The organism is Pedobacter sp. MC2016-15, assembly GCF_026239695.1.
Taxonomy (GTDB): domain Bacteria; phylum Bacteroidota; class Bacteroidia; order Sphingobacteriales; family Sphingobacteriaceae; genus Pedobacter.
Genome location: NZ_JAPIVS010000005.1, coordinates 111,233 through 133,509, shown reverse-complemented (window position 1 = coordinate 133,509; position 22,277 = coordinate 111,233). Strand labels below are relative to the sequence as shown.

24 protein-coding genes are annotated in these 22,277 nt (G+C 44.1%); 8 read left to right on the top strand and 16 right to left on the bottom strand.

All coding sequences use genetic code 11. From position 1 onward, the window contains the following. Positions 1-244: 244 nt before the first annotated feature. On the bottom strand, positions 245-1,588 hold the full coding sequence (locus tag OQY15_RS15810) for a hypothetical protein (RefSeq protein WP_265792801.1): 1,344 nt from the start codon (positions 1,586-1,588) through the stop codon (positions 245-247). Positions 1,589-1,640: 52 nt separating this feature from the next. After that, positions 1,641-2,441 (bottom strand): helix-turn-helix domain-containing protein, encoded by an 801-nt coding sequence (locus OQY15_RS15805; protein WP_265792800.1) that lies wholly within the window; start codon positions 2,439-2,441, stop codon positions 1,641-1,643. 207 nt (positions 2,442-2,648) lie between these two features. On the opposite strand from OQY15_RS15805, the gene OQY15_RS15800 reads away from it, so the two are divergent. Beyond that, the gene (locus tag OQY15_RS15800) at positions 2,649-3,959 is read left to right on the top strand and encodes a DUF418 domain-containing protein (RefSeq protein ID WP_265792799.1); all 1,311 of its coding nucleotides are present in this window, start codon (positions 2,649-2,651) and stop codon (positions 3,957-3,959) included. Between the two features lie 79 nt (positions 3,960-4,038). On the opposite strand, the gene OQY15_RS15795 is transcribed toward OQY15_RS15800, so the two are convergent. From OQY15_RS15795 to OQY15_RS15760, 8 genes are all read right to left on the bottom strand, one after another. After that, positions 4,039-5,034, bottom strand: coding sequence for an alpha/beta hydrolase (locus OQY15_RS15795; protein ID WP_265792798.1), 996 nt, complete (start codon positions 5,032-5,034; stop codon positions 4,039-4,041). Positions 5,035-5,178: 144 nt separating this feature from the next. Beyond that, a complete protein-coding gene (locus OQY15_RS15790) occupies positions 5,179-6,903 on the bottom strand; it encodes an ATP-binding protein (RefSeq protein ID WP_265792797.1) in 1,725 nt (574 codons plus the stop codon). 131 nt (positions 6,904-7,034) lie between these two features. Then, a complete protein-coding gene (locus OQY15_RS15785; RefSeq protein ID WP_265792796.1) occupies positions 7,035-7,826 on the bottom strand; it encodes a hypothetical protein in 792 nt (263 codons plus the stop codon). 324 nt (positions 7,827-8,150) lie between these two features. Further along, complete coding sequence (locus tag OQY15_RS15780; RefSeq protein WP_265792795.1) at positions 8,151-8,669, bottom strand: DUF4199 domain-containing protein; 519 nt, start codon at positions 8,667-8,669, stop codon at positions 8,151-8,153. Positions 8,670-8,763: 94 nt separating this feature from the next. After that, entirely contained in the window at positions 8,764-9,234 is a 471-nt protein-coding gene (locus tag OQY15_RS15775; RefSeq protein WP_265792794.1) for a LuxR C-terminal-related transcriptional regulator, read from the bottom strand. A 19-nt stretch (positions 9,235-9,253) separates the two neighbouring features. Beyond that, complete coding sequence (locus OQY15_RS15770; RefSeq protein WP_265792793.1) at positions 9,254-9,802, bottom strand: GNAT family N-acetyltransferase; 549 nt, start codon at positions 9,800-9,802, stop codon at positions 9,254-9,256. A gap of 80 nt (positions 9,803-9,882) precedes the next feature. Next, a complete protein-coding gene (locus tag OQY15_RS15765) occupies positions 9,883-10,221 on the bottom strand; it encodes a HepT-like ribonuclease domain-containing protein (protein ID WP_265792792.1) in 339 nt (112 codons plus the stop codon). Continuing rightward, positions 10,214-10,513, bottom strand: coding sequence for a nucleotidyltransferase domain-containing protein (locus OQY15_RS15760; protein WP_265792791.1), 300 nt, complete (start codon positions 10,511-10,513; stop codon positions 10,214-10,216). The genes OQY15_RS15765 and OQY15_RS15760 overlap by 8 nt, the downstream gene beginning before the upstream one ends. A gap of 217 nt (positions 10,514-10,730) precedes the next feature. Between OQY15_RS15760 and OQY15_RS15755 the strand changes: the two genes are divergently transcribed. Continuing rightward, positions 10,731-11,054, top strand: coding sequence for a nuclear transport factor 2 family protein (locus OQY15_RS15755; RefSeq protein WP_265792788.1), 324 nt, complete (start codon positions 10,731-10,733; stop codon positions 11,052-11,054). Here the strand turns inward: OQY15_RS15755 and OQY15_RS15750 are convergent. Together OQY15_RS15750 and OQY15_RS15745 are read right to left on the bottom strand one after the other, a co-directional pair. Continuing rightward, complete coding sequence (locus OQY15_RS15750) at positions 11,044-11,478, bottom strand: GNAT family N-acetyltransferase (protein WP_265792787.1); 435 nt, start codon at positions 11,476-11,478, stop codon at positions 11,044-11,046. The two genes, OQY15_RS15755 and OQY15_RS15750, sit on opposite strands and share 11 nt — an antisense overlap. 33 nt (positions 11,479-11,511) lie before the next feature. Further along, complete coding sequence (locus tag OQY15_RS15745; RefSeq protein ID WP_265792786.1) at positions 11,512-11,946, bottom strand: DoxX family membrane protein; 435 nt, start codon at positions 11,944-11,946, stop codon at positions 11,512-11,514. Positions 11,947-12,064: 118 nt separating this feature from the next. On the opposite strand from OQY15_RS15745, the gene OQY15_RS15740 reads away from it, so the two are divergent. Beyond that, positions 12,065-13,540, top strand: a complete 1,476-nt coding sequence (locus OQY15_RS15740) for a PLP-dependent aminotransferase family protein (RefSeq protein ID WP_265792785.1) — start codon at positions 12,065-12,067, stop codon at positions 13,538-13,540. A gap of 50 nt (positions 13,541-13,590) precedes the next feature. On the opposite strand, the gene hmpA is transcribed toward OQY15_RS15740, so the two are convergent. The 3 genes from hmpA to OQY15_RS15725 all read right to left on the bottom strand — a co-directional run bounded on the left by hmpA (position 13,591) and on the right by OQY15_RS15725 (position 17,609). Next, positions 13,591-14,799, bottom strand: a complete 1,209-nt coding sequence (hmpA, locus tag OQY15_RS15735; RefSeq protein ID WP_265792784.1) for an NO-inducible flavohemoprotein — start codon at positions 14,797-14,799, stop codon at positions 13,591-13,593. 136 nt (positions 14,800-14,935) lie between these two features. Next, positions 14,936-16,210: a membrane dipeptidase gene (locus OQY15_RS15730; RefSeq protein ID WP_265792783.1), complete on the bottom strand. Its 1,275-nt coding sequence runs from the start codon at positions 16,208-16,210 to the stop codon at positions 14,936-14,938. Positions 16,211-16,241: 31 nt separating this feature from the next. Continuing rightward, positions 16,242-17,609 (bottom strand): hypothetical protein, encoded by a 1,368-nt coding sequence (locus OQY15_RS15725; protein ID WP_265792782.1) that lies wholly within the window; start codon positions 17,607-17,609, stop codon positions 16,242-16,244. A 196-nt stretch (positions 17,610-17,805) separates the two neighbouring features. Between OQY15_RS15725 and OQY15_RS15720 the strand changes: the two genes are divergently transcribed. Further along, complete coding sequence (locus OQY15_RS15720; protein WP_265792781.1) at positions 17,806-18,303, top strand: hypothetical protein; 498 nt, start codon at positions 17,806-17,808, stop codon at positions 18,301-18,303. A 94-nt stretch (positions 18,304-18,397) separates the two neighbouring features. After that, positions 18,398-18,778 (top strand): helix-turn-helix domain-containing protein, encoded by a 381-nt coding sequence (locus tag OQY15_RS15715; protein WP_265792780.1) that lies wholly within the window; start codon positions 18,398-18,400, stop codon positions 18,776-18,778. On the opposite strand, the gene OQY15_RS15710 is transcribed toward OQY15_RS15715, so the two are convergent. Then, positions 18,775-19,065: a hypothetical protein gene (locus OQY15_RS15710; RefSeq protein ID WP_265792779.1), complete on the bottom strand. Its 291-nt coding sequence runs from the start codon at positions 19,063-19,065 to the stop codon at positions 18,775-18,777. The genes OQY15_RS15715 and OQY15_RS15710 overlap by 4 nt on opposite strands. Positions 19,066-19,151: 86 nt before the next feature. On the opposite strand from OQY15_RS15710, the gene OQY15_RS15705 reads away from it, so the two are divergent. From OQY15_RS15705 to OQY15_RS15695, 3 genes are all read left to right on the top strand, one after another. Beyond that, entirely contained in the window at positions 19,152-20,060 is a 909-nt protein-coding gene (locus OQY15_RS15705) for a glycosyltransferase family 2 protein (RefSeq protein ID WP_265792778.1), read from the top strand. A gap of 84 nt (positions 20,061-20,144) precedes the next feature. After that, positions 20,145-20,909 carry an alpha/beta hydrolase gene (locus OQY15_RS15700; protein ID WP_265792777.1) on the top strand — a complete coding sequence of 255 codons (765 nt, stop codon included), beginning with the start codon at positions 20,145-20,147 and terminating at the stop codon, positions 20,907-20,909. A 125-nt stretch (positions 20,910-21,034) separates the two neighbouring features. After that, on the top strand, positions 21,035-22,273 hold the full coding sequence (locus OQY15_RS15695) for a sodium:proton antiporter (protein WP_265792776.1): 1,239 nt from the start codon (positions 21,035-21,037) through the stop codon (positions 22,271-22,273). The last annotated feature ends 4 nt before the right edge of the window (positions 22,274-22,277 follow it).

Here is a 22,277-nt window from a genome sequence, read left to right as displayed (position 1 = left end):
TTGCAAAACCCATTTACGCGAAATAAATGCTTAATGCCGCGGGAGAAATCACGAATACATATAGGAATGAGAGCGTAAAAAGATCTTGAACTAGCTGTAAACTAGCAATCAAACTGGAGGAGCCTTGTCTAATGGTTAAACTAAAACTGTAAACAAGGATTATTCTCCATTTGTTTGCTTTTTCTCAAACATTTATGATCCAAAGATCAGAAACCCTCTGCTACATCTATAAATGTTATCGCTTTTAGTTCTTAAATCCGGGTTTAATAAACAGAAAACTGAACAGTGCCCTCGCACTCCATCTTCTGCCACTTCTTTTGAATTGCTGCAGCTTCACATAACGTGCTTTCATGTAAATACGTGTCCATGCAAATACGGCGAGGAAAAAAATCCCGGCAACGGCTTCGAGATAGACATGGAAGAACACCGCGGAACACAAGATCATCAGGTAAAAAAGAATCCAGTCGATCGCCGGCAGGGCTTTGAAGCCCAGGACGGTAGTTCTTTCATCCAGCCAGATCATATATTTTTTCAGGAAATTGAAGTGGTAATAACGGTTATAGATCAGCATGGTGAGGAAGGTTACTGTGAGCAGCAACCAGCCCGCAGTGATGGCATTTTCCTTTTGCTGCAATGATAAAAAGATATCAAAAAGTATCATTGTACCCGGCTTATCCCCAAAGGTGGTATGATGGATATCAGTGTCATAACTGCCGATCATAATAAATTTGCTCTTTTTAAGATGCGAAACATACTCTTCGTTGTTTTCCCTGACCCCATTAATCACATTTTGTATCGTTACCACCTGATCTTCATATACAGCTTTGGGTATGCCGCGGCTGAGTTCTTCATTGATCAGAATCGTATTAAAAAACCAGTCGCCCCCAATCTGCAAAGCATCTCCAAGACATGAGGCCTTTTGTTTGTTTACCCGCTCATACATCTGCACAGGAATAGTCTTCACACAATTGTGGTCCGTGAGGTGGAACTTCACCATCGAGTTGGAAAAGATCATAAATGGTACCCGCGGGGGTCTGAAACCAGTGGTACCACTGGTGCCTGCACGAAGGATGTTAGGGGTGATTTCGCCATACCAATTTGTTTTTACGGCCGAAAGCAGATTGGGCAACTGCGACATTGAGGACTGCAGTTTATAATCATTTGCCGATGGGATATCAAAATACAGGTCGCACACAATGATCTGTTCCGGGCTGCTGTACCTGTGCAGAACCTGCATCAGCGTATCCAGCTTTCGCCTGTCGGCAATCACATGTGTACCTTCCGGGTCATCTACAATGGCACTGCTGTGCGACACATTGATAAACATCACATCATCCATTCCATATGGTGCTGAAGAGCGTCGGTCGAGTTTATCGGCAACTTTCACGGTGAACTTCGTGAAGGTTTCCTCCATGATAAAGTTCAATGGCAGGTTAGACCAGAAATACATGATTACAAGCAGCAGTACGGCAACAGAAAGGGAATTTAGCAACTCCTCGAAAAATCTTAAATGCTTGTATATGACGGATAAAATGGAGCGCAATAGCAGAAAACGGTTAGGGTGATTTATAGCGTCTAAAATAGTCATGAAATGTCTATAATCCTAGAAATTAGAAAATTACTTTATATATCTTTTGCTATTAAATAATCTCTTTTCTGATCGCAAAACTGACCAGAGCAATTGCATTTGGCATATTACTTTTGTCCTGCATACTCCGCCGGTGATTGTTGACCGTATGTTCACTGATGTGGAGCTTTCCGGCGATCATCTTGCTGCTGAAGCCGTCAGCCATCCACTGAAGAATCTCCTTCTCCCGCTTGGAGAATAGCTTATCTTCATCATTCAGGTGAAAGACAGCCCGGTCGATCACCCGTTGTTCTACCAACCCGTTCATGCTGATACGGTCTACCGTCTGTACGATCCTTGTTCCTACCCTGTGATCATTCAGGGGTGTGAGTATGCCCATGCTCAGCAGCGGGTTGCCCAGAGAATCCGAAAAGAAGCAATTGCGCTGCAGGAAATTCTCGTACTTCCCTTTATCATTGCGCAGGCACAGGTTATACGTAAAAAGATAATTGCTGTGATCAGCTGCTGAGATAGCTGATAAAATACGCAGTCTCTCCGGAAAAATGTCTTCATCAAATAATTTGAGATGGTCCGGATGATAGATATCGAGCATATGTCCGATACCGCCATTGACAAAAGCTTTTGAGGGATAACCTGCAAAACTTTCAGACATCCTGATGTATTCGCTCCTCCTGTAATCCAGCAGATATACAAAAGGCGTACAGTGTTTGAAAAACGAATTAGCGAAGCGGTTGATCCTGAAGAATCCCTGAAAATGGATGAGCTGCATTTTCAGTTCCTGGCCCGGATTATCCTTTAACTTATCCAGATAATTCAGCCATGTAGTCTTTCTTTTCGGGAGCGATTTCAGCATGATTATCAATGCATTATTGATTCGAATTTCTGCTTTATTTTTTATAAAAGAATAAAAAAAATAAAATTGGATGCTGTTTCCTTTTAGCAGAAAAGCTACTGATATTGATATATACTGATATCTATGCATCCAGAATATTTTCACCGATAAAGGGGATTTAGAACCATGTTTCTGCCCTCTACATTTGCTTTATACACAGCATAGAAAATGTCAGCTACAAATTTACCCTATCCGCCAGTTGCATCATCCGGAAACAGAATAAATTTCATCGATGTCTTAAGAGGCATGGCAGTTCTTGGGATTACCATCACCAATGTACTGAGCCAGGCGCAGCCAACGGTTTACTGGAAAAGTATGAATCTGGAACAATCCATCACAGGAGCAAACCTGCTGAGCTGGGTAGTAGAGATGGGCTTGTTTGAGGGGCCCATGCGCGGCTTGCTTTCTTTAGTTTTTGGTGCCAGCTTCCTGCTGTTCATGCAACGTTTTTCGAGCCGGAACAATGTACAAAACCCCGCCCTGATTTATTACAAGCGATTGTTTTGGTTGTTTGTATTTGGGTTTATCAACGCTTACGTCTTCCTGTGGCCGGGAGATATTCTCTGTGCCTATGCCCTCTTCGCTCTGGTACTCTATCCCATACGGAATCTTTCTGCCAGGATTTTAATTTTTGCGGCTTCCCTGATGCTACTTTACGGAGTTTTTCACGAAACATCAATTCTCCGTCAAAAGAAGGAGTTCATCAGCAAGGGAGAACAGCTCGAACGTCAGTACAGTGCAGGAAAAGCGCTCAGCATAACGCAAAAAAAAGATCTGGATATCTGGTTACAGTTCCGGGAACAGCATGATGAAAGAACTATAGCCAGCGATGCAAAAAAGGAAGTCGAATTTCTCACACAGGCCAGCTACCCTGCGCTGGTGGCTTACTGCTGGGAGTTTGAAAGGGACTATCCTATAAGTGGCTATTATGCATGGTGGGATATCCTACCACTCTTCCTGATCGGCATGGCCCTCTGCAAAAATGGTTTTATACTGGGACTTGCCCCCACCCGAATATATGTGACCATTGCTGTAGCAGGTCTTACGATTGCATTGCTGATTGCATTTTTCGATTTGAATCTGAGATATGTATCCAGGTTCAACGAAATTGAGATTGCCAAAGGAAGCTTTGCAGATCTCTACCAGATCAGACGCATTGCGCAAACGATGGCTTATCTGAGTCTGCTTCTATTGCTCTACAAGATACCATCACTGACAGCGCTTTTTGATCTCTTCATCCCACTGGGAAAAATGTCATTGAGTACCTATCTCCTGCAGGGCCTGATTACACCGGGGATATTTCTTGCCTTTGGATGGTTTGGCAATATTGAACGGTACCAGATTTATGAAGTACTTGTTTTTATCTGGATCTTTCAGCTGCTTTTTAGCACGATATGGCTCCGGCATTTCAAATCAGGTCCCTTTGAATGGTTATTGCACAGTTTAACATGGTCAAAAATACAGCCTTTCAAAAAGTAGATTTAAGCTTTTAAAACATAAAAATGCCCTCAATCATTTTTGATGAGGGCATTTAAAACACACCTGTTTTTATACTAACCTATTTGAGGTACTTAGATAGTTGTGCTGCTGCCTGTATAAACAGATCTTTGGTTTGCGGGATATGGGCAAGACCGTTGAGCAGGCCAAAATCATGGATCACACCATTGTAGCGGACTGTAGTAGCTTCAACCCCCGCCTCCAGCAGCTTCCGGCCGTAGGCTTCACCTTCATCGCAGAGCACGTCGTTCTCAGCCACCTGGATCAGCGTTGGCGGCAGACCTTTGAGCTGTTCAACAGTAGCTTGTAACGGAGAGGCATAGATATCGGAACGATTTTGTGGTTCCGGGATATACATATCATACATCCATTTCATCAGCGGGGTAGTCAGGAACCTGTCGGCACCATATTTCTGGTACGACGCTGTAGTAAAATCAGCATCCACAATCGGCCACATCATTACTGCAGCTTTGATGTCCGGTCCACCTTTCTCCTTCGCCTTCAGGCAGGTTACCGCCGTCATGTTCCCCCCTACACTGTTACCGATTACGCCGAGACGTGAGCCATCTACCTCAATCTCAGCACCATGCTCTGCTACCCATTTTGTAGCAGCATAAATTTCCTCAATTGCTCTCGGGAAAGCCGCATCGGGAGTACGGGTGTAATTAATAAAGACACCGCAGAGGCCTGAGTTATTGACCAGATCAAGCACCATTCGCCTGTGTGTAGGGTAATCACCGAGGATCCAGCCGCCGCCATGAATAAAGATGAAGACAGGCAATACGCCCTTCGCATCTTTAGGGCGCATGATATTCAGCACGATATCGAAGCCATCGGCAGTAATCGTTTTTTCAGATTCTGTTACTGCGGAATAGTCGAACGTAACACTGGCCTGTGCACCTTCCAATACCTTCCGCGCTTCGAGCGGGGGCAGCGACTCGACCGTGGGGCCACCGGAATTTAATCCTTTGAGAAATTCACGTACCTGAGGCGACAGATGGTCGTCCGTGGCATAATTCTGTACTTGGTAACCTGCATCAATTGTTGTAGTTTCCATTTTTTAGAGGTTTTGTTAGTGAACATTAAGCACAATATATCCAGAGCCAAAAGGAGTAAACCTGATGGTGATATAAAGCTATATCCTAGTTTGGAAGAATAACTTTTTAATCGTTAAAACCAGAAGATTATATGTTGAAATGACCTATTGGATCGGTAGGGTAAACCAGAAAGTACTGCCCTTATCCAGTTCACTGCTCACACCGATCTCACCCTCATGTTTCCTGATGATTTCAGCACTGATATAAAGGCCCAGTCCTAGACCGGAATACTGTGCCCCCGCTTCATCAACTTTATAATAGCGGTCGAACAGATGTGGCAATTTTTCTTTGGGTATCCCCTGCCCCTGATCAACTACAGAAACCCGCACGGTATGCTCTTGTTTTTCTATCATTACCTGGATATCCTGGCAGGTACCTGAATATTTTACGGCGTTATTGATGAAATTTACCAGTACCTGATCGATACGTCCCGCATCGGCAAAAACCTCTACTTCTGTATGGCCACTGATGGAGATTTTGTTCTCACCAGCAAGCTGCACATAACCGCAGCATTCTTCAATGAGCCCCGATAGTTTAAACCATTTTTTACTGAGGTTCAGCTGCCCCTGGTTAAGCTTACCCACATTGAGGAGGTCGTCAATCAGGCGGCTTACCCTGTCAGAACTTCTGCAGGCCTGATCTACCAGTGCAGGTATGATCTTTTTCTCGTCGCTATTCTTATACTTATTGAGCAGTTGCAGTGACGCTTTGAGACTTGTTACAGGAGTTTTGAGCTCATGACTGGCGATACTGATGAAGTCGTCCTTTTTAGCTTCTGCCATTTTCATTTCCTGGATATCTGTACAGGTGCCAAACCAGCGGATGATCTTACCATCTTTATCCCGGAAGGGTGCCGCACGACCGAGGATCCAGATAAACTCTCCCTTAAGATTTTTCAGCCTGTATTCCAGCTCATAAGGATCACCTGTTTCCAGAGAGCGCAGCCAGACCTCCCTGACCCTGTCCGCATCATCGGGATGAAAAACCCGGTACCAGTCGGCTTCACCCTGTTCAGGATCCAGATGACCTGCAAAATCTTCCCACCGCTGGTTATAGTAAATCGGGATTCCATTTTCGTCCGTTATCCAGACCATCTGTATGATGGAGTCTGCAAGCTGCCTGAACTGCTGTTCACTCTCCGCAAGTTCATGCGTGCGTTCTTCCACCCGTTGCTCCAGCTCTGAATAGAGTGTTTTGAGGTTGAGCTGGGTATGCATGAGTTCTTCGTTCATCATCCCCAGTTCATCGTTGAGAAAGGCTAGCTCTGCAATGGTGTTGGACAGTTCCTCATTGGCCACCGTGATCTCCTCGTTTGCAGAATTGAGCTCTTCATTGGCAGCGGAAAGTTCTTCGTTAATGACAGCGAGTTCCTTACCCATCTCCATTTCACGTTCGAGGGCATTGCTCTCATTCTGTCTGCTGACAATTCTTTCAGTGATGTTATAGGTGGTGGTAAGCAGACATGCTTCTGCGTTGCCGGAAGCCGGAATATAGATGATCTCCAGTTCCCACCAGGAGGTTTCCATCTGTCCGGGCTCCGCCGAAGGGATGTTGTAGTGGAACGGTGGCATATATACCGTTTCCCGGTTGATCACTGCGCGTGTGAGTGCCTCGGGTAGCTTGACAGCGCCTTCACCTACGGCAAGTTCAGGATCATAAACTTCCCACAAGGTCTTGCCTCTGATATCATTTCCGTTGTTATATGTAGCCAGCTCATAAGCTTTATTGTAGGCCAGAATGGTGAAGTTGGGCACATCAGCTTTTAAAATCACACGGGGAACGGCTGTATCAAACAGGGCTTTGAAGAGAGAGTCGTTAAGTAGATCCATGCTGTCAGGTAGATAGTAGCAGCATAAATATAAGTGTTACGCAACTGATAAACAGGGACATTTGGCGCATTATTCCCCTCAGTTGTGGGATATTGGCATACAGGGTGCCATTTGGCTGGCACCCTGCATCATTACGCCATTTTGAAATTTTCTCTGGAAAGCCAGTACCGGGGTTCAGCTTTCTTCAATACTCCGGGAGTAATGACGGCTGCACAGATCGTGGATGGGTTTGCATTTGCAGCAGTGACGTGTTTCCAGGTTGATTTTCCTGCTACAAAAAATTCAAGTGACATTCTCACCAAACAGAGACAACCTGCCGGGAGGTCAAAACTGAAAGTTTGTGCGGGTACAGTTTTCATGTTTTTGTCGACCTCGAAGTGCTGTGTGCTGACCTGATTAAATAACAATCCTTCCTTGAGATTAAAAACTGCCAGGCTTAAACTCACAACACATTTGAACGTTTTTGCCGGAAACTTAAACTGACTGCCGACAGATAAATTGTCAAAGGCGACTTGCATCACGCCGTCTTTCGTCTTTACCCCTGGCTTAAACCTCAGGTGTTTTTCCATCAGCGCCTCCTTATTGAAATCGAAGCCTGACAAACTTTTGAAATTCGTGGTTGTGAACTTCATTGCTTTGGTTACAGGGTTCTCACACTTGGTCAGGATATCGCGAATGACGCTGACCAGTCTTGAATTAACCGTAGAATCAAAATATGATCCATTATTAATTTCAAAAATTTCCCGTATGCCGGCTCCCAATGATGAAGCTTTGCCAAAGACTGTCGCCGCAGCTTTTGTTGCCACAGTCTGCTTCACTGCTCCGCGTTCAGGCTTTGGCACAACATGTTGCTTACCTCTTACCACCTTTAATACTACTTTACCTACTACGCCTTTTAAAAAATTACCTTCTCTTCTGGCCATAATACTGATTTTTAAGTGTATACAAAGATAATCATGATAAAAAGGATATTTATCTCAAAATGAAAAATCACATTTATATGTTGGATTACAATGGGCTTATTTCCGATGAAAATTTAAAAAGCTGATCGGCTTAGTGTGATTTTGCGGTGTCATTTATGTTGATCGGGCCTTATGGTATGTTGGGTCTGGATGAGTACATGAGGTAAAAATTATTGATACGTGAAAAGTCCGAGATTTATAGCAAAATGTCGGACTAAAGTCGGACTACTGTCGGACGAGTGTTTCTGTAATACCAGTCAAAGATGCCTGAAACTACAGCACTAATTAAGAAGCGCGTTTCTTCAGTATCAGGGCAGTTATCAATGACACAAGAATTCCTACGGGCAAAATTTCCATATATGTCGCCCCTGCTACGCCAACGGGTGAAGAGTACCAGTCTTTGAAAGTTTCCATTTGCCCGCGGATAGCAGCGACTTCAGCGGGGCGCATCTGACTGATCCTGGAGGGACTTAATTGATAAGCTGCTAACTTTTCTATGAAATCAGGAAAGAAGTTGTAGTAAGCGATCATCCATCCCGCAACATAGAGCGTTGACGCGATCAGTGCCATATACAATGACATTAGAAATGCTCTCCCGAAACTAATGACGCCATTGTTATGTTTGTCGCGGTAATTTTTTACACCTACAAAGATGATTGAGAACGACAGCAGCATCGCGGTGTAGCCCAGGAACATACTTCCATCAAACGAGTTTTTGGAGTAGCAGAATGCGATTGAGAAAGACATGAAGCTGGCTACACATATACCAGATATCAAGCCGTAGACGATTACAAGTTTTTTCATAAGTTCTTTGTTTAAATCCAGAGGACAAATTTGAGTGATAAGCAGATAACCCGGCTCATACTTTAGGGTGATTTTTAAAAAAAGCCCTATAATGCTAAAGAATGATACTTAGTTTTCGTGCTTTTTCAACCGCCTGTGTTCGTCGCTGCACTTCGAGCTTTCCAAATATTTTTGATGAATGTGTTTTGATCGTATTCAGTGATAAGAATAGCCGATCGGCAATCTGGAGGTTACTCAATCCATCTCCCATTAATTGCAACACTTCCAGTTCGCGATTACTGAGACGAAGTCGGGCAACTTCGGCGTGATTAAATACAAAATAATCGGTTTTAACAAAAATTTCTTTTTCTATTATTACGGTTTTGGGCCTAGGGTGTGTCAATTTATGAGCTAACCACATTCCCAGGCCTGTGAAAAGTATGGCAATTGCCCCGGCATATAATTCATAGGCATGGCTGATCAGGAGCATCCGCCATTCCAGCACTTTCAAAAACATCAGCAGAACAGCCAATGATGCTCCATACAGAAAGACAGATCGGTTGCGTACCAGGGATTTAAGTGTCATTTGAACTCGTAAATTAGTATTAAAAATAAGAGAAATTATGGAGAGTTTGAAATCGCTTCTTTAACTCAAACCAATAATGTGGCAGGGCTTCATAATCAAAGACATCGGCACATATGAACCCACATTTCTCTAGGACCTTTTTGGACTGCAAGTTATTGATATCAGCAATCGCATAAATTTCTGAGAGATTTATTTTACTAAATCCATATTCAATAGCTGCTTTAGCAGATTCCGTAGCGTAACCCTTACCCCAGTATCGTTTGATCAACCTATATCCAAGATCATGATAGTTCTGATGACCATTAACTTTATTGGTGATCAGCTTGAAGCCACCCCATCCCACAAAGTTATCTGTATCTTTTTCGATGATCGCTAATCTGCCAATACCATTTTCTGCATATTGTTTCCTGATGAATTGTATCTGCGCCCGGGCTTGTATAATATTTGATATCGGCTGCTTTCCTAAATATTGATGGACCTCAGGATCTGAATCCAGCTCGAGCATATCAGCGTCGTCACTTTCAAAAATCTCCCTGAAATACAAACGCTCAGTTTCTATCAGCACCATATTAAAATTTTTATTTTACATCGATAGCAGTAAAATGCTCAAATATAGAGGATTTAACTTTTGACGACTAAAGCTATTAATCACTCACCTAATAAATTCTCAATTTCTGATTTTAGAAGTGGAAGATGTTGAAATACGATGGACCAGATAATTTCATCTGAAACTGTATCATAACCATGGATAATCCTGTTGCGGGTATCGACGATCTGTCTTGTATTTGTTAGTGCAATATCTGGCTCAACACGTAGTATACGAGTCATAGCTTCACCTATAATCTCTATATTACGTTCTACCGCTCTCTTTGTTTTTAGATCCCTTTCGTATAATTCAAATTCAATGATCTCTTCCAAGAAAAAACTTTCGATCTCCAGAATTGAATTTAAGATATCATACAACCAAACGTTGATTTTGTCATCCATAGATCAATTGCTTCTGGTTATCAACTGATTTGATAAAATATGGATTTTTTAAGGCTTTACTTTCGAGTAAATCTACAGGACGTTGCAAAATTGATTCAAGTGAATACTTGAAATTGTAATAGTTCGAAACGTAATCCTCAATCTTGATGATGTTAAAATTAACAATAAGGTCAACATCGCTGGAATCATTAAAGTTGTCGGTCAAAACAGAACCAAATGCAAAAAGTTGATTTACATTGTACAGTCTGCACATCTTGTCTATCTCCGTCTGGTATTTCTCCAATAACTTCATATCTTTTTGGTATCCTAATACAAAAATACACTATTTTCAATTAACTTAAACACCTCCCAAAGTAGGAATTACATACTGCAAGTTACAGTCATCAAATTTCCTGTTTCAATCTATACGGAAAAACTTCTCCCTATCTGAATCGTATTACCCTACTTGTAACTATTCAAGGTACTTCAGAAATTTGACTTAAACCTTTAAACAATTTAAAATCAACATTATGAACTTACCAAAAGTAGTTACTGAATTAGTTAAAGCACAAAATAATTATAACGCAAAGGCTTACGCAGATTGTTTCTCAGAAACAGCCCTTGTATTTGACGAAGGACACCACCATAGTGGCAACGCCGAAATCCAAAAATGGATTGAACATTCAAACCAAAATTATCAGTCATTGATGAAGCCGGTAAGCTATAAAGACGGTGAAAACGAATCAGTATTAAAAGCTGAAGTCTCAGGGACTTTCCCGGGAAGTCCTGCTATACTCAGCTTTCATTTCACCTATCAGGACGACCTTATCCAGTCACTGAAAATTACCGGTTGAAAGTTTTCGCAAAGTGGTTACATGCAAGCACATAACCCTGGTTTAGGTACAACCGGTGTGCAGTGTGCAGCATGTAACCGCTATCGAGATGAACGGAAATTATTCCCTGCTTTTTAGCATCCTGATCTACATAATTTAACAAGGCTGCCGCATACCCCCTGCCCCTGTGTGTGGGATCGGAGTAAAGATCATCCACGTAAATCATCCAGCCTGTACGTAAAGTGTGTAAAACCCTGTAACCGATAAACGCCGCAGCTTTGGAGCCATCATCAGCAAGTATATACACCAGCTTGAAACGTTCATCTTTGATCATGTTCATTACAAGATCGATGTAAGTAGATTCATCCAGATTGGTTCTGAAATCAAAGAGTACATTTTTGCAATAAGCTATTTGTGCTCTTGTGGTGGCTTCTATTAAATTCATATCGTTTGCCATGTCAATTAATTTTGATCGTTATCATTTGAAAGAATCATCCAGACTCCAGCGGTAATCCGGAAAGGATGCCAGCAGCAAACTGGAAAAACTCACTACAAAAACAGAGTAGCTGAATGGCGCGCGGAAATGGAGAAAGAACATCATACTCAACGCAAAGATGAGCGTGAGTGCGAAACTTCCGCAGGCAGCATATCTGACTTTGTACCCTACAATCAGCAGCAGACCAATGATTACTTCCAGAGCCGAAGCAGCGAAAGCAAAGTACCATGCCAGCCCCAGGCTGATATATGGCATCAACTGATGTGTGTAGGCCACAAAGTTTGTCCAGTTGCCCCAGAAAATATTTGGCGTACCTGCAGGGCCGAAAGCACCGATGCGGTCCAGTACTGGTAATAAAAACCCAATCCCTAAGGAAAAACGCAGGAGGAGTTGGGCCATGGAAGCAGAGTTTTTCATATCATTTTCTATTAACAGAACAAAGGTATCCCTCATGAAAGCCGCTTTGAGGTACCAGATAATTTTAAATTGATAGTCCAGCTCATATTTATATATTTGATTGATAATATCTGTTGAAATGCTTCCTTATAAAAACCTCTTATTCATTGATAAAAGCAGTCATGTAGCTGTATTCAAACAGATTGCAGCACAGCTCATCAAATTGATACAGGAAGGGAAGCTTTTACCCGGCACAGGGATTCCAAGTACACGGTCGCTGGCATTTGATCTGGACTTGCATAGAAAAACAGCTGTCGCTGCATATGAACTGCTGATTGCTGAAGACTGGATCATCAGCGTACCGCGCAAAGGTTATCTGGTGTCACCGCAACTGCCGGTAGTGAAGCCAAGATCCTTTAATACCAACCGCAAGGCTGCTTATGAAACTGAGCCCGGCTTTCAGTTTGATCAGCTTCAGGATATCATTTCCCCTTTATCAAATGTCTTAAAGACAGACCTGGTAATTGATGATGGTTTCCCTGATATTTCATTACTGCCGGCAGGCGCAATGAGCAATCTGTATAAAAGGGCACTGGATGAACATGCCCTAAAAAGTATGGCCTCAGGCTGGGACATGAAAGGATCTCCCGACTTCAGAACTGCCCTGTGCGGGTTTCTGAACCAGACACGCGGACTTGATATCCGTATGGAAAACCTGTTAACCACAAGAGGTGCCCAGATGGCCATCTTTGTGGCAGCCTCGCTGATCATCAAACCTGGAGATAAAGTCATTGTCAGCGAGCCCAGTTACTTTTTCGCAAACACCATATTTGAACATTTTGGCGCAGAGCTGATCCGCGTTCCGGTAGATGATCATGGGATGTGTACGGATACTCTGGAAGATCTGCTGAGCAAACACAGGGTAAAACTACTCTATGTAATTCCGCACCATCATCACCCCACTACCGTCACCATGAGCAAGGAGCGGAGAACGCATTTACTCAGGTTAATTAAAGCTTATCAATTAGCCGTAATTGAAGATGATTACGATTATGATTTTCAGTTCCAGTATGATCCATATCTGCCATTGGCCAGTGGTGATCATGAAGGCAACATTATCTATATAGGATCATTGACTAAAGTTCTTGGCACGCCTTTCAGGCTGGGGTATATGGTTGCTCCGGAGAAATTCATCCATGCCGCGGCAAAAAAAAGAATGCTCATAGATTTAAGAGGTGATGTCTTCACGGAACAGGTGGTATCTGGTTTGGTGGAGAATGGAGATCTGACAAGGTTGATTCAAAAGGCAAACAAGCTTTACCGGGGTCGCTGTCACCATTTATCGGATATACTCAGTTCAGAATTGGGCGATGCCCTGAAATTTACGAGACCCGGCGGAGGTATGGCTCTTTGGCTGAAATTCAAGGCTGATTTGCCACTGGCCAAAGTAATTGGAAAGGCGGCGCCAATGGGCTTAAAGTTTACAGGAAGCGTTTATGCCGAGGGAAGCAGGGCAAAGTATAATGCTTTGAGATTCGGCTTTGCATCACAAGAGGAAAAGCAGCTGGAGCAAGCAGTAGAAATCTTAAGATTATCAATTAATAAGTTGAGATAAATCACAGTAAACCTCAATGTATCAAAAGACACATTGAGGTTACAGCTCCACTAACCAACGGCTAAGGTTTGTGGTCCGAATTCTTCAAAATGGATATTGCATTTATTGATGCCTGCCCTGACCAGATCATTGTACTGTTTGGTGATGAAACCGGTTGGCCCGCAGATAAAGTAATGCCCTTCGGGATCAAATTCCAGATGCAGAAGCTCATCAATATCAAGGTATCCCTCTCTGATGCCCGCATCGCGGTGGGCAGCATCTGCCTGACTGTAAAACACCTGATGGTTAAAGTTTTCGTGAACTTCTGCATACTGATCTATCTGATCCTTAAAAGCATGTACAGACTCGCCGCGACAGCCATGCAACCAGGTTACGGGATGTCCTGTCCCTTTTTCCAGCAGGTCTGACAGCATACTGATCAGAGGTGTCTGCCCTACGCCACCGCTGAGGAAAGTTACAGGTCCATTGATATCTTCTGGCAGCGTGAAATTCCCTGAAGGTGTAGTCAAATCCACCAGATCACCAACCTGGATATGGTCATGCAGCCGGTTGCTGATCATTCCATCCGTATTTAGTTCAGTTCCTGACTCCCGTTTCACCGAGATCCTGTAATAGTTGTCATCCGGTTTACTGGACAAACTATACTGGCGGATCTGGTTGAGTTGTAATTCTGGAAGGAAAGTCCTGAGGCTGATGAATTGTCCGGGCAGATGTTTGGGCACTTTTCCGCCGTCAGCGGGGTACAGATAAAACGAAGTAATCTCCGATGATTCCTCAACTTTGCGCTTTACAATGAAGGGGCGCCAGCCAGTCCAGCCTTCATGAGAGACCTGTTTACTGTACAGTCCTGCTTCGTGGCCACTCATCAAGGCAGCCAGCTGGTTATATGCCTGGGTCCATGCATCCAGGATTGCCGGCGTTGCCGCTTCGCCCAGTACCTCCCCGATCGATGCAATCAGATGACGGCCCACGATCTGGTATTGTTCAGGACGAATATCCAGGCTTACATGTTTATGCCCGATACGGTCGACCACCGGCAGCAATACCATCGGATTGGCGATATTTTCTGCATAGGCCAGCACGGCCATTGCCAAAGCCGTTTGCTGTTTTCCGGTTTTCTGGTTCCCCATATTGAACAAGTTTTTCAGTTCCGGGTGATGTGTAAACATCCTGGTGTAGAAATGTTTAGTCAATAATAATCCGTTTTCCTTTAGAACCGGAACTGTGGCCGTTATGATTGTTTTCTGTTCGTTTGTCATAATAGTATATTAATACCTTTTTATCCTTTATTTAATGAACAAAACGCGCGCGCTGCACTTTGATACAACAAACATAAGAGATAAAATAATAAAAGACAAGTTTATCTTTTATTATTTTATCCAGGCATTTTTGGTCTTACCCTTTTCCTTCAGTGACCTGCTTAATCACACGTAACCAGTTTAGACCAAGAATCTTTCTGATCCTCAGATCGCTGTACCCCAGTTTCTGCATGGCTATCGTGAGTTGAGGATAATCACTGATGTCCTTGATTTCGTGCGGCAGTTCTGGTCCGCCGTCGAGGTCAGAACCCAGTGCCATATGGTCTTCCCCTACCAGCTTCACCCCATAGTCGATCACTTTTGCCAGCTGATCAACATGCATCCAGTATTCTTCGGGAATCGTTCCCCTGAAATTCAGAGGCACCTCTTTTGCCAGTTCTCTGTCTGCATCTTCGATGGTCAGCGTATTGGGTTTGGGCACCAAAGAGGCGGGTTTTGTTCCTTTAGGGACGGTTGGTTTGGTAGTTGCAGGAGGTTTCTGCCATTCCCAGTATTTTGGATTATTAAAAAGACTACCGAAATGGATTCCTATTACCCCCCCTTTCGCGGCGATGGCTTTTGCGGCTTCATCGCTGATGCAGCGGGGATGGTTAACGATACTGTAAAATCCGCCATGACTATAAATCACGGGGTGTTTACTGACCCCGACAGTTTGCAGGATGGCCTCATTGGATGCATGCGCAACATTAATGACCATTCCAAGATCGTTCATTTCTTTGATGATCTTTTTTCCGAGGTCATTGATTCCACCCCAGTAGCTGATATCATTACAGGCATCAATAAAAGCGTTGGTCACGTTGTGTGCGGTGAGCTGCATTGATCTCAGTCCCAGGCGGTACATAGCCCGCAGCAAATCGATATCCCCCTCCAGATCGTAACCACCTTCAAGATCCAGGAATGCAGCTATTTTACCTTTTTTATTGATTCTTTGAATATCTGAAGCCGTCAGTGCCAGCTCAATTGATGCGTGATTCTTTTTGATCTGATCCAGCGCGAGGTTGATCACGCGGAAGGTATTTTTTGTTTCAAACCTTCCGGGATAATAGTGTTCAGGGGTGTAAACTGAGAAAAACATCGCATCTACGCCGCCTTCCTTCGCCCTTGGCAGATCTACGTTGCCATCGGTATAACGCTGACCGATATCAGTTTTCATCAGCAGCTCGCGCGTCATCACATGTACATGTCCGTCCATCACAAAAGCATTGCGATGGATTGCAGGCATGGGTTTGTCTTCTGCAAAAGGCGGGCGGCTAAATTGTGGGAGCGGTGCGGCTGAAAGGGATTGTACCGGGAAAAATTTTCCGGCCAGTGGTAATATAGTTAAGCTTTTGATTAAGTCTCTGCGTTTCATTAAATTGTGGTTCATTGATGTATAAAAGGTTTTAGATCTCGAATCCGCGGATATAAGGCGTATTCGGCGGACGTTGTCCCGTGCTGAACTGTGCCCCGCGTGTAGATCGGTAGCTCATGTTCATGAAAGGCGTCTCTATACGGCGCCCTACAGCTGAGTATTTGCCGTTCTCCCAGTTGGATTCCATGTTGAAAGACACAATGCCGGTCGACAATAACAGTCGCTCAGCATTAAATGGCTCCTTCTTGCTGACCATCATTTCTGTAATCCAGTGCGGCTGCGAGTTGGAGGCATGGTACTGTGCGAAAGGGCCCGGCCATCCCAGGATAGAGATAATGGTTGGATCTTTCTTTCCCTGAATCTCTCCTGCGAAGGTCCATCCTACTCCTTTACCCGAGAAGACTGCAGCTTTTGTACCATCATTATATTCTACTATACATACATTTGGCGCTTTATTATCCTGAAAGTGCCCAGCTTTGAGATCAAACTTTTTCCTTACAGATTCCAGCAGCTTAGTAGCCCATGGGTTACTTTCTGCCCAGGTCCAGGTTTCTGGTCCATGTATACACTGAACGGATTTTACACCCGTTTCGCCCCCTTTCCGGCGTTCTACGAGCGACTGCAGGACGTCTACACAATGAAACAGCGCCCCCTCATCGGCGGTATCGCCAACAACGATTGAGGTGTTGAGAGGCGTATCGATTTCGAGTTCTACATCTGGCGTACGGTAGAAAGTGGGAATGGAAGAACCTCCGGTTAAGGGGAAATTCAGTTCCCTGGATTTATCAAACATCCACTTGGCTTCATCCCAGCTGTAAGAGAGGTGTTTATCATTGAACACCGGCACTGAGCGCTTGCTCTGCTCGAAAACGCGGACTACCTGCTGGTAAATCCACCATCGTGGCAACATCCACTGCCCCTTGAGGTTGGTAGGGTATTCGCCATGTTCTGCAACGATCACAACGCCATCGACAGCGAGTTCTTTGCCGCCCATGGTGACGGCTTCGCCCGCGGTTTTGAAGATCGGAATGTTCTTAGCCTTGGCAATCTTCTGCCCCAGCCCGCTTTCAGGCAGCTGATGGATGTAAATGGATACTACTTCGACGCGCGAAGGAGTATGTGCTCCCTCCCACCAGTAGCCGTCAAGGAGTTTGGTGATGATCCAGTCGGCATGCGACCTTGGTGCACCCCAATAACTGACCAGGCAGGCTATGCGGGGTTTTCGTTGTGGATTTTGTGCGAAAGTTTCGGAGCCCAGGCCATTGAGGGCGGCAATGCCGGCGAGGCCTGTTAACCCCAACATTTCACGTCGGCTGAAGCGGGGGTTGAGTTCAATGATCTGATCAATTGATAGTGAGTCCGCGGGCCTGTGAGTAATTTCATTTGGTTTCGTGGTCATAAGGTTTAGGCTTAACAGGTTTATTTGGGACTGCTATGCTTAGTGCTAAATCTATGAAAAAAATGATTACCTTAAGAAAATTAATCTTGCCGTTATGAAATACGTTGTTTTAGCATTTTTTCTTGTGTTTGCTTCGTACAGATTGCAGGCACAGCATCTGAATGGAAAAAGTATCAGCCTCCGAACCAGCATTCCTATGAATGGTAAGCAGTTTTTTATAGAAACTATCTGTTATAAAAAGGATATCAAAATCAAGGTTAAGGTTAGGGACAGTGTTTCTCATCAGAACCTAAAAAAAGACACCCTTTTTAAAACACTCACGATGACATTAATGGCGAGAAAACCTGATATTAAAAATGACACGGTACAGGTCCTTTTTGCGAGATTAGATTCAGCGATAAAGGTCAATACATTTTACACGACAGACAGTGTCAAAATTAAATATAAGGACTTTCCAAACTATGAAAGATTAATAAGTGACCTGTTCATCTCCTCACAGAGAGAACTGGAAAAAAAAGCAAGCAACCGGTTTGTGCTTCACGGGATCAGAATGAAGTTTGAATTCTTTCAAAATGGCTCTCTTCAATTTTTTGCTGATGCTCATAGTCCAAGCAGAGAAAGTAATCCCTTATTATATGATTATTTAACAACGACTAAGGAGATTCTTCAAAAATCCGGAAAGAAAATGTTCTGAGAGCCTGCCCTGCCCGTAAGTACCAGCTTATGATTAAAATAGGGAGAAATTTTTCCGTATTGTTTCAGACTATACATCCGGTTATATTTGTATAATGTATCAGAAAAAGACTTTACCAAATCTGAAATGCGGACTTGACGTCGTAGGGGAAGTCCTCTACGGTAAATGGAAGATCCGTTTGTTATGGTTTATCAACGAGGGACACCTGCGCCCCGGTGAACTGCAACGGAAGATACCTGATGCCTCACGCCGGGTTCTGAATATCCAATTGAAAGAACTGGAAAACCATGAGCTTGTGATGAGGACCATCTATCCGGTGATGCCACCAAAGGTAGAATACAGTCTCACAGATTTCGGTAAAACTTTGATCCCGGTGATCTCCGCTATAGGGCTGTGGGGCGACGAGCACCAGGAGCAGCTGAAAAGGGTAATCATCAGCTCTTATCAAAAGACGCCTGAAGATTTTGAAGATTAATTTAAGAATAACCTGACCAACTGCTCCCACTCTTCTTCCAGTGTGATCGGCGGGCGACTTTGTTTTGCCCTCTTGTACCAATAATCTGCATTCCAGATATCTCCCTCCTTACGGTGGAGGTAAGCGTGGACATGCGCTGAGGATTGATCATTCAGCTGATCAACTTCATGGTGAGCTTGAGTCCAGTTGCCCTTACCGTCATACCACAATGCCTTCAGCTGCACAGATAAACCAGCATCCGGATTTTCATTCTGCAAAGAGTTTTTAAAGTCCTGAAAATTTTTCATAACACTAAGATATAGATTTAGCTGCCAAAGTGCAGATGTTAGGAATATTGGCTAGCTTTGGTCAACCAATTTTGATTTTCACAGGAATGTCTGTTACCGCACCAATAATCCTCTTTGTTTATAACCGCATCGACCATACGGAGAAAACTATCCAGGCACTGCAAGCAAATGAACTTGCTGCTGAAAGCGAGCTGTATATCTATGCCGATGCCCCAAAAAATGAGGAAGCAAGGGCAGCAGTGAACGAGGTACGCGCCTTTATCAAAACAATCACCGGATTTAAGAAAATCTGTATCAGGCTCCGGGAAGCTAATATTGGCGTTCATGACAATATCATTATGGGTGTGACAGAAGTGATCAATGAACATGGCCGTGCGATCGTACTTGAAGATGATCTGGTTACCTCAGCCTATTTCCTTAAATATATGAACGAGGCCCTGGAGTATTATCAAGATGAGGAGCAGGTCATCTCTATTCATGGTTATTCTTATCAGACAGCACAAAAACTAAAAGAGGTCTTCTTTCTGAAAGGCGCCGATTGCTGGGGCTGGGCAACCTGGAAACGGGGATGGGATTTGATGGAACTGGATGGTCAGCGATTGTTAGATCAGTTCACAAGCGAGGAGCTTAAAACGGAGTTTAATTTTGAGAACACTTACCCTTATATTCAAGCGCTTGAACGACAGGCAAAGGGCATCACCAAAGATTGGGACATCAGATGGTATGCATCAGCCTTCCTGCTGGGTAAACTCACGCTTTATCCGGGACAGTCACTGGTCAGAAATATCGGGCATGATGCCAGCGGAACGCACTGCGCTGCAAGTAATTTTTATGACGTGGAATTAGCGGACTCTCCCGTAGACATCAAAACTCAAATCGCCCCTGACCAACAGGCATATGAGGCATTCAGCACCTTCCTTAGGAAAATTGCCACACCTGCGCCGCGTAAGAAAAAGTGGCGCCAATGGCTCTCCAAAGTTGTCAGGTCCCGGTAAAACTGCTACAATTTATCTCATGTTTGATATATTGACGGGATTAATGAACCGTTATAGATGATACATAATCATTATCAAAAATTCATGAAAACTCTTAAGGCCCTCAAATTTCTTTGCTTACTTTTATTAACCGGTTTATCTTTCTCCTCAGTCGCACAGCAGCCTAAACTGATCAAAAACATTGTATTGGTACACGGTGCTTTTGTTGATGGCTCTGGCTGGAAACCAGTATACGATATCCTCTACAAAAAAGGATATCACGTGACTGTTGTTCAGCAGCCGCTGAATTCGTTCAGCAATGATGTGGCAGCAGTGAAACGTGTGCTTGCACTGCAGAATGGTCCTTGTATCCTGGTAGGCCACAGTTATGGGGGTGCAATTATTACTGTCTCCGGCAACGATCCGAAAGTCGCCGGACTGGTCTATATCGCGGCACATGCACCCGATAAAGGAGAAACGGAAGCTGGAAATGGCAAGCTTTATCCTTCAGCCTACAAATCCCTGCAGAAAGGTGCCGATGGCTTCGACTATATCAAGCCGGAGCAGTTTTACGCTGATTTTGCAGCGGACCTGCCCAAATACCGCGCTACCTTTATGGCCGACGCACAAATGCCGACTGCCGATGCCGTATTTCATGCGGTAATGCCAGCTCCGGCATGGCGAAGCAGACCAAGTTGGTACATGGTTGCTGCAGCGGACCGTATTATCAACCCCGATCTGGAACGTCTGTATGCCAAAAGGGCTACCAGTAAAACGGTGGAAATTGCGGGCGCCAGTCACGCCGTATATGAATCACACCCTATGGAGGTTGCCAATATGATCATTGACGCGGCGACTCATATCAAATAATTGTAGATTAAAATATCATTAAGATCGGGATAAAGATAACATTTATCGAATCTGAGGCATGATTCATGTGAGTATATTGAATTTAACTCATTTCGATATTATCATTTAACACTCGAATCTTATTAATGGATACTTTTACTACTATTGCCATACTCGTTACCATCAGTTCTTTCATCTCATATATCAATCACCGTTACGTAAAGCTTCCGGGCACCATCGGTATCATGGTGATTGCAATTGTACTTTCTATATTGATCCTCGTCTCTGGAAAGACCTTTCCAGAGGCGTCAGGCTTCTTTAAGGAGCTTACGTCCAGCGTAGACTTCACGAGGACGCTGCTCGACGTGATGCTGGCGTTCCTGCTTTTTGCCAGTGCCCTGCACTTTGATGTAGAAAAACTTAAGGCACAAAAGGTCCCCGTACTGATATTAAGTACCGTTGGTGTAATCGGTTCTACCACGATCTTCGGTTTTCTGTTTTACTGGACATTACCGCTGTTTGGCATAGATGTACCCCTATTGTACTGCATGCTTTTTGGCGCCCTGATTTCACCTACAGACCCTGTAGCAGTACTTTCCGTATTGAAGAAATCAAGAATACCTTCTTCCCTTGAAACCATTATCGGTGGAGAATCTCTTTTTAATGATGGTGTAGGTATCCTCCTGTTTGTTACCCTGCGTGAACTCACAGAAAGTTCCAGTGATGCCTTCACCTGGTCGCACACACTGATCCTGTTTGTGCAGGAAGTTGTCGGTGGACTGGCATTGGGTATAGGTTCCGCGTTACTTTGTATGTTCCTGATCAAAAAGATTACTGAACTGCAAACCGTGCTGATGATGACGATCTCTATGGTAATGGGCATTTCTGTATTGGGGGGTCTGCTGCATGTATCGATCCCATTGGCAGCTGTTGCCGCAGGATTGATGCTGAGCAATGTGCAGCTGGGTCAGACCGCTGATGCGAGGTCGCTGAAGGAGATCCTGGATAAGATCTGGGGATTAATTGATGATCTGCTGAACACCATTCTCTTTGTGATGATTGGTTTACAGATTGCCCTGATACATTTCTACAGTGCCTACTTCGTCATCAGTTTGCTGGCTATCCTCTTTGTTTTAATCGCAAGGGCGATCAGTATTACGGCTCCGGCGATTTTGCTGAGCCGGCGTCTGGCACTGCCCTATAACCGTATTGCGATTGTCATCTGGGCGGGATTGCGCGGTGGTATATCGGTGGCGCTGGCTCTATCCCTGCCACCTTCAGAATTTAAGCCGATGATCGTCTCGGTGAGTTACATCATCGTTGTATTTTCTGTGATTGTGCAGGGACTGACACTGAATAAGGTGGTAAATAAACTGGTCGATTAATGAA

Excerpts from the sequence above, each read along its gene's own strand:
- OQY15_RS15810 (WP_265792801.1), bottom strand. The coding sequence starts at position 1,588 with ATGACTATTTTAGACGCTATAAATCACCCTAACCGTTTTCTGCTATTG.
- OQY15_RS15805 (WP_265792800.1), bottom strand. The coding sequence starts at position 2,441 with ATGCTGAAATCGCTCCCGAAAAGAAAGACTACATGGCTGAATTATCTG.
- OQY15_RS15800 (WP_265792799.1), top strand. The coding sequence starts at position 2,649 with ATGTCAGCTACAAATTTACCCTATCCGCCAGTTGCATCATCCGGAAAC.
- OQY15_RS15795 (WP_265792798.1), bottom strand. The coding sequence starts at position 5,034 with ATGGAAACTACAACAATTGATGCAGGTTACCAAGTACAGAATTATGCC.
- OQY15_RS15790 (WP_265792797.1), bottom strand. The coding sequence starts at position 6,903 with ATGGATCTACTTAACGACTCTCTCTTCAAAGCCCTGTTTGATACAGCC.
- OQY15_RS15785 (WP_265792796.1), bottom strand. The coding sequence starts at position 7,826 with ATGGCCAGAAGAGAAGGTAATTTTTTAAAAGGCGTAGTAGGTAAAGTA.
- OQY15_RS15780 (WP_265792795.1), bottom strand. The coding sequence starts at position 8,669 with ATGAAAAAACTTGTAATCGTCTACGGCTTGATATCTGGTATATGTGTA.
- OQY15_RS15775 (WP_265792794.1), bottom strand. The coding sequence starts at position 9,234 with ATGACACTTAAATCCCTGGTACGCAACCGATCTGTCTTTCTGTATGGA.
- OQY15_RS15770 (WP_265792793.1), bottom strand. The coding sequence starts at position 9,802 with ATGGTGCTGATAGAAACTGAGCGTTTGTATTTCAGGGAGATTTTTGAA.
- OQY15_RS15765 (WP_265792792.1), bottom strand. The coding sequence starts at position 10,221 with ATGGATGACAAAATCAACGTTTGGTTGTATGATATCTTAAATTCAATT.
- OQY15_RS15760 (WP_265792791.1), bottom strand. The coding sequence starts at position 10,513 with ATGAAGTTATTGGAGAAATACCAGACGGAGATAGACAAGATGTGCAGA.
- OQY15_RS15755 (WP_265792788.1), top strand. The coding sequence starts at position 10,731 with ATGAACTTACCAAAAGTAGTTACTGAATTAGTTAAAGCACAAAATAAT.
- OQY15_RS15750 (WP_265792787.1), bottom strand. The coding sequence starts at position 11,478 with ATGAATTTAATAGAAGCCACCACAAGAGCACAAATAGCTTATTGCAAA.
- OQY15_RS15745 (WP_265792786.1), bottom strand. The coding sequence starts at position 11,946 with ATGAAAAACTCTGCTTCCATGGCCCAACTCCTCCTGCGTTTTTCCTTA.
- OQY15_RS15740 (WP_265792785.1), top strand. The coding sequence starts at position 12,065 with ATGCTTCCTTATAAAAACCTCTTATTCATTGATAAAAGCAGTCATGTA.
- hmpA (WP_265792784.1), bottom strand. The coding sequence starts at position 14,799 with ATGACAAACGAACAGAAAACAATCATAACGGCCACAGTTCCGGTTCTA.
- OQY15_RS15730 (WP_265792783.1), bottom strand. The coding sequence starts at position 16,210 with ATGAAACGCAGAGACTTAATCAAAAGCTTAACTATATTACCACTGGCC.
- OQY15_RS15725 (WP_265792782.1), bottom strand. The coding sequence starts at position 17,609 with ATGACCACGAAACCAAATGAAATTACTCACAGGCCCGCGGACTCACTA.
- OQY15_RS15720 (WP_265792781.1), top strand. The coding sequence starts at position 17,806 with ATGAATGGTAAGCAGTTTTTTATAGAAACTATCTGTTATAAAAAGGAT.
- OQY15_RS15715 (WP_265792780.1), top strand. The coding sequence starts at position 18,398 with ATGTATCAGAAAAAGACTTTACCAAATCTGAAATGCGGACTTGACGTC.
- OQY15_RS15710 (WP_265792779.1), bottom strand. The coding sequence starts at position 19,065 with ATGAAAAATTTTCAGGACTTTAAAAACTCTTTGCAGAATGAAAATCCG.
- OQY15_RS15705 (WP_265792778.1), top strand. The coding sequence starts at position 19,152 with ATGTCTGTTACCGCACCAATAATCCTCTTTGTTTATAACCGCATCGAC.
- OQY15_RS15700 (WP_265792777.1), top strand. The coding sequence starts at position 20,145 with ATGAAAACTCTTAAGGCCCTCAAATTTCTTTGCTTACTTTTATTAACC.
- OQY15_RS15695 (WP_265792776.1), top strand. The coding sequence starts at position 21,035 with ATGGATACTTTTACTACTATTGCCATACTCGTTACCATCAGTTCTTTC.